5 protein-coding genes are annotated in these 5,102 nt (G+C 74.7%); 3 read left to right on the forward strand and 2 right to left on the reverse strand.

Annotation, left to right across the window (positions count from 1 at the left end; genetic code table 11):
- Positions 1 to 27 precede the first annotated feature (27 nt).
- From cysS to VER05_RS17100, 3 genes are read left to right on the forward strand one after another with little or no spacing between them, the layout of a single operon-like run.
- Complete coding sequence (gene cysS / locus VER05_RS17090; protein ID WP_324846518.1) at positions 28 to 1,467, forward strand: cysteine--tRNA ligase; 1,440 nt, start codon at positions 28 to 30, stop codon at positions 1,465 to 1,467.
- Complete coding sequence (gene rlmB, locus VER05_RS17095; protein ID WP_324846519.1) at positions 1,467 to 2,465, forward strand: 23S rRNA (guanosine(2251)-2'-O)-methyltransferase RlmB; 999 nt, start codon at positions 1,467 to 1,469, stop codon at positions 2,463 to 2,465. Before cysS ends, rlmB begins: the two co-directional genes overlap by 1 nt.
- Positions 2,466 to 2,518: 53 nt before the next feature.
- Positions 2,519 to 3,004 (forward strand): pyridoxamine 5'-phosphate oxidase family protein, encoded by a 486-nt coding sequence (locus tag VER05_RS17100; RefSeq protein ID WP_324846520.1) that lies wholly within the window; start codon positions 2,519 to 2,521, stop codon positions 3,002 to 3,004.
- Positions 3,005 to 3,058: 54 nt separating this feature from the next.
- Here the strand turns inward: VER05_RS17100 and VER05_RS17105 are convergent, their stop codons facing one another.
- Both VER05_RS17105 and VER05_RS17110 read right to left on the reverse strand, forming a co-directional pair.
- Positions 3,059 to 4,330: a DUF4032 domain-containing protein gene (locus VER05_RS17105; protein ID WP_324846521.1), complete on the reverse strand. Its 1,272-nt coding sequence runs from the start codon at positions 4,328 to 4,330 to the stop codon at positions 3,059 to 3,061.
- Between the two features lie 82 nt (positions 4,331 to 4,412).
- A partial coding sequence (locus tag VER05_RS17110) for an ABC transporter ATP-binding protein (RefSeq protein WP_414647646.1) occupies positions 4,413 to 5,102 on the reverse strand: 690 nt, incomplete at its 5' end.

A 5,102-nucleotide genomic window follows, 5' to 3' on the forward strand; every position in this document is an offset into this window, starting at 1 on the left:
GCGCCCCGACCGGTAGCCTTGACCCTCGTGAGCCTGCGCCTGTTCGACACCGCCACCCGCGAGGTGCGCGACTTCGTCCCCGTCACCCCGGGCGCGGTCGGCATCTACCTCTGCGGCGCGACCGTGCAGGCGCCCCCGCACGTGGGCCACGTCCGGTCCGCCGTGGCGTTCGACGTCCTGGTCCGCTGGCTCCGCCGCACCGGGCACGACGTGACGCTGGTCCGGAACGTCACCGACATCGACGACAAGATCCTCGCGAGGTCGGCCGAGGCCGGCGTCGCCTGGTGGGCGTGGGCGATGCAGAACGAGCGCGCGTTCACGGCGGCCTACGACGCGCTCGGCGTGCTGCCGCCGACGTACGAGCCGCGCGCCACCGGACACGTGCCGGCGATGGTCGAGCTCATGCAGCGCCTGGTCGACACCGGGCACGCCTACGTGGCGGCCGAGGGCGACGTCTACTTCGACGTCCGGTCCTACGCCGACTACGGCTCCCTGACCAGCCAGCGGCTCGACGACATGGCCCCGGCGCCCGACGGCGCGGCCGGAGACAAGCGCGACCCGCACGACTTCGCGCTGTGGAAGGCCGCCAAGCCCGGCGAGCCGGGGACCGCCTCCTGGGACACCCCGTTCGGCCGCGGCCGCCCGGGCTGGCACCTGGAGTGCTCCGCGATGGCGCAGCGCTACCTGGGCGACACGTTCGACATCCACGGCGGCGGCCTGGACCTGCGGTTCCCGCACCACGAGAACGAGCAGGCCCAGTCCCGCGCCGCCGGCTACGGGTTCGCCCGGTACTGGCTGCACAACGGCTGGGTCACCCAGGCGGGCGCGAAGATGAGCAAGTCGCTCGGCAACGGGCTGCTGGTCAGCACGCTGCTGGAGACCGTGCGCCCGGCGGTCGTCCGGTACGCGCTCACCGCGGTGCAGTACCGGTCGATGCTCGAGTGGACCCCGGACACGCTCGCCGAGTCCGAGGCCACCTGGGACCGGCTCGCCGGCTTCGTGCAGCGCGCCACCGAGCGCGTGGGTGCGGTCGACGCGGCCGAGCTCGCGGCGGCCGAGCTGCCCGAGGCGTTCGGTGCCGCGCTGGACGACGACCTGAACGTGCCGGCGGCGCTCGCCGTCGTGCACGAGCACCTGCGCGCGGGCAACACCGCCCTGGCCTCCGGGGACGACGCCGCCGTGCGCGCGGGCCTCGTGGCCGTGCGCGCCATGCTCGACGTGCTGGGCCTGGACCCGGCCGGCGCGCAGTGGGGCACGGCCGCGGCCGACGACCGGCACGCCGAGGCGCTCGACGCCCTGGTGCGCGCCGAGCTCGACGCCCGCGCCGCGGCCCGTGCGGCCCGCGACTGGGCCACCGCGGACGCGATCCGCGACCGCCTGACGGCCGCGGGCGTGGCCGTCGAGGACAACGCCACCGGCGCGCGCTGGTCCCTCGCCGCGCGCCAGACCACCGAGGACGAGGACTGATGGCCGGGAACTCCCAGCGCCGCGGCGCGACACGCAAGCCGGGCTCCAAGAAGGGCGCCTCCGTCGGCTCGGGCGGCCAGCGCCGCCGCGGGCTCGAGGGCAAGGGCCCGACCCCGAAGGCGGAGGAGCGGTCCTACCACCCCGCCGCGAAGAAGAAGGCCGCGGCCGAGCGCCGTGCGGTCGCGGGCACCCGCGGGTCGGGCAGCCGACCGGCCGGCCGCGGCGGCGGCGCCGCGGGCAGGGCGCGGGGCGCGGGCGCCACCGAGGTCGTCGCCGGCCGGAACTCCGTCGTCGAGGCGATGCGCGCCGGCATCCCGGTGTCCGCCGTGTACATCGCGACCCGGCTCGAGGCCGACGACCGCACCCGCGAGATCCTGCGCACCGCCTCCGACGCCGGCTACCCGCTGCTCGAGGTGACCAAGCCCGAGCTCGACCGGCTCACCGACGGCTCGGTGCACCAGGGCGTGGCGATCCAGGTCCCGCCGTACGACTACGGGGACGTCGAGGACCTGCTGGACGTGGCGGCCGCGAGCGACCGCGCGCCGCTGATCGTCGCGCTCGACGGCGTCACCGACCCGCGCAACCTCGGCGCCGTGCTGCGGTCCGCCGGTGCGTTCGGTGCGCACGGCGTGCTGGTGCCCGAGCGCCGGTCCGCCGGCGTCACCGCGTCGGCGTGGAAGGTGTCCGCGGGCGCCGCGGCCCGGGTGCCGGTCGCGCGCGCGACCAACCTGGTGCGGGCGCTCGAGCGGCTGCACGAGGCCGGCTGCTTCATCGTCGGCCTGGACGGCGGCGGCGACGTCGCCGTGGCGGACCTGCCCTACTCGGCGGACCCGCTGGTGCTGGTCGTCGGCTCGGAGGGCAAGGGCCTGTCCCGCCTGGTCCGCGAGCACTGCGACGCGATCGCCTCGATCCCGATCGCGAGCGAGGTCGAGAGCCTCAACGCCGGCGTGGCCGCGGGCATCGCCCTCTACGAGGTCGCCCGCACCCGCGCCTCCTGACGCGTCGGCGGCCCCGGGGTGCGGCGACCCCGGGGCGGCCGCACAGTGGACGCATGAGCCACGACAGCACCGACCCCGTCCGCACCGTCGCCTCGATGCTCCAGGACCAGCGGCTGGGGGTGCTCACCACCGTGGCGCCCGACGGCACGCTGATCGCGCGCCCGATGGCGCTCCAGGAGGTCGAGTTCGACGGGGACCTCTGGTTCTTCGCCGAGCGCGGCTCCCGCAAGCTCGCGCACGTCGCCGCCGACCCGCGGGTCAACGTCACCGTCGGCTCGGGCGCGACCTGGGTGTCCGTCGCGGGCGTGGCGGAGCCGGTCGAGGACGCCGCGAAGAAGCGCGAGCTGTGGAGCGCCGGGGTCGAGGCGTGGCTGCCCGACGGACCCGACTCCCCGCAGGCTGTGCTGCTGCGCGTGCGCGCCGAGTCGGCCGAGTACTGGGACGCGCCCGGCGGCCGGGTCGCGACGCTGCTGAGCTTCGTGAAGGCGAAGGCCAGGGGCGAGCGCCTCGAGGGCGAGAACGAGCGCGTCGACCTCTGAGCCGCCCGCGCCGCGCACGCCGGGCGGCCCGGTGCCGCCCGGCGTGCGCCGCGGTCAGTCCCGGACGACCGGGATGACGTCCGTGTCCTCGCGCAGGTCCGCGGCGGAGACGCCGAGGATCGACTCCTCGTCGGGGCGGTTCGGCAGGATGTCCTGCGTGTAGGACTTCACGGCCTCGCGCATCGGGACGTCGCGCTTCTGCGCCTCCGACAGGAACCACCGGTGGTCGAGCAGCTCGTGGTACAGCTGCGCCGGCTCCAGCTTGGGCCGCAGGTCGCGCGGCACGGCCCGCACGGCGGGCTCGAACACGTCGGTCAGCCAGTCGTGCGCGACGAACGTCTCGTCGTCGTTCTGCCGGTCCATCGCGGCCACGTACTGGTCCAGGTCGTTCAGCAGCCGGCGCGCCTGGTTCTCCTGCACGTCCAGGCCGGTGAGCCGCATGAGCCGGCGCGAGTGGTGCCCGGCGTCGACCACCTTGGGCTGGATGCGCACCGTGGTGCCGTCGATGTCGGTGGTGATGTCGAGCTCGCCGACGTCGAAGCCGAGGTCGTTGAGCCGCTCGATGCGGGCCTGCACCCGCCACCGCTCGTTCAGCCCGAACGACTCCGAGCTGGTCAGCGCCGACCACAGCTCCTCGTACCGCTCGGCCAGCGCGTCGCCGATCGCGACCGCGTCGACGTCCTCGTCGAGGAACTCGCCGGCCTGCAGGTCCATCAGCTCGCCGATGATGTTGACCCGCGCGACCTCCAGGTCGTAGGCGCGCTGGCCCGGGGTGAGCTCGTCGTGCAGGTCGCCGGTCTCGGCGTCGACCAGGTAGGCCGCGAACGTCTCGGCGTCCCGGCGGAACAGCGTGTTCGACAGCGACACGTCGCCCCAGTAGAAGCCGACCAGGTGCAGCCGGACCAGGAGGACCGCGAGGGCGTCGATGAGCCGGGTCGCGGTGTCCGGGCGCAGCGCCTGGCTGAACAGCGCGCGGTACGGCAGCGAGAACCGCAGGTGCTGGGTGATGAGCACCGCCTCCAGCGGCTCGCCGTCGGGCGCGGTGCGGCCGGTGATGACGCCGACCGGCTCGACGCTCGGCACGTCGAGGCGGCCGAGCTGCCGGAGCAGCTCGTACTCGCGGTACGCGACCGTCTCGCCGATCTCCTTGATCGCGACGACCCGGCCGGACAGCCGCGCGAACCGCACGGTGTGCCGGGAGATGCCGCGGGGGAGGGCGGCCAGGCGCTCGGCCGGCCAGTCCGCCAGCGGGACGTCCCAGGGCAGGTCGAGCAGGGCCGGGTCCGGCGCGGCCGCGGTGATCTGCAGGCGCGTGCGAGGAGTCATGGGTCGATTCTCCCATCAGGACGACGAAGGGGCGGGGCCGGTGCGTGCCGGCCCCGCCCCTACGGCGTGGAGATGTGGTGCGTCAGTGCGCGATGCGCTCGCCCGAGCCGGCGTGGAACAGGTGCTGCTCGCCGGTGCGGATGCGGACGTGGATGGTCTCGCCCTTGGCCGGGACCTGCCGCGGGTCGACGCGCACGATGACCTGCGAGTCGCCGGCGCCCGAGTGGACGTCCGCCGCGCCGGCCTCGCCGACGAGCGAGCCGTACACGAACGCGTCGGAGCCGAGCTCCTCGACGATGTTGACCGACACCGGGATCGAGTCCGGGGTGCCCTGCGGGACGACGTCCAGCGCCTCCGGGCGGAACCCGATGGTGATGGAGTTGTTGTCGTCCGACGCCAGCGTGCCGAGCACGTCGCGCGGCACGGCGATGCCGGCCGAGCCGACCTTCGCGACGCCGTCCGTGATCGGGAACGTGCCGATGTTCATGGCCGGGGAGCCGATGAAGCCGGCGACGAACACGTTGGCCGGGGTGTCGTACATGTCGCGCGGGGTGCCGACCTGCTGGAGCAGGCCGTCCTTGAGGACCGCGATGCGGTCGCCCATGGTGAGCGCCTCGGTCTGGTCGTGCGTGACGTAGACCGTGGTGACGCCCAGGCGGCGCTGCAGCGACGCGATCTGGGTGCGGGTCTGCACGCGGAGCTTGGCGTCGAGGTTCGACAGCGGCTCGTCCATGAGGAACACGCGCGGCTGGCGGACGATGGCGCGACCCAT

This window comes from Cellulomonas sp. (assembly GCF_035634735.1).
GTDB lineage: Bacteria > Actinomycetota > Actinomycetes > Actinomycetales > Cellulomonadaceae > Cellulomonas.

Coding starts and splice junctions, on each gene's coding strand:
- rlmB (WP_324846519.1), top strand. CDS start 1,467: ATGGCCGGGAACTCCCAGCGCCGCGGCGCGACACGCAAGCCGGGCTCC.
- VER05_RS17100 (WP_324846520.1), top strand. CDS start 2,519: ATGAGCCACGACAGCACCGACCCCGTCCGCACCGTCGCCTCGATGCTC.
- VER05_RS17105 (WP_324846521.1), bottom strand. CDS start 4,330: ATGACTCCTCGCACGCGCCTGCAGATCACCGCGGCCGCGCCGGACCCG.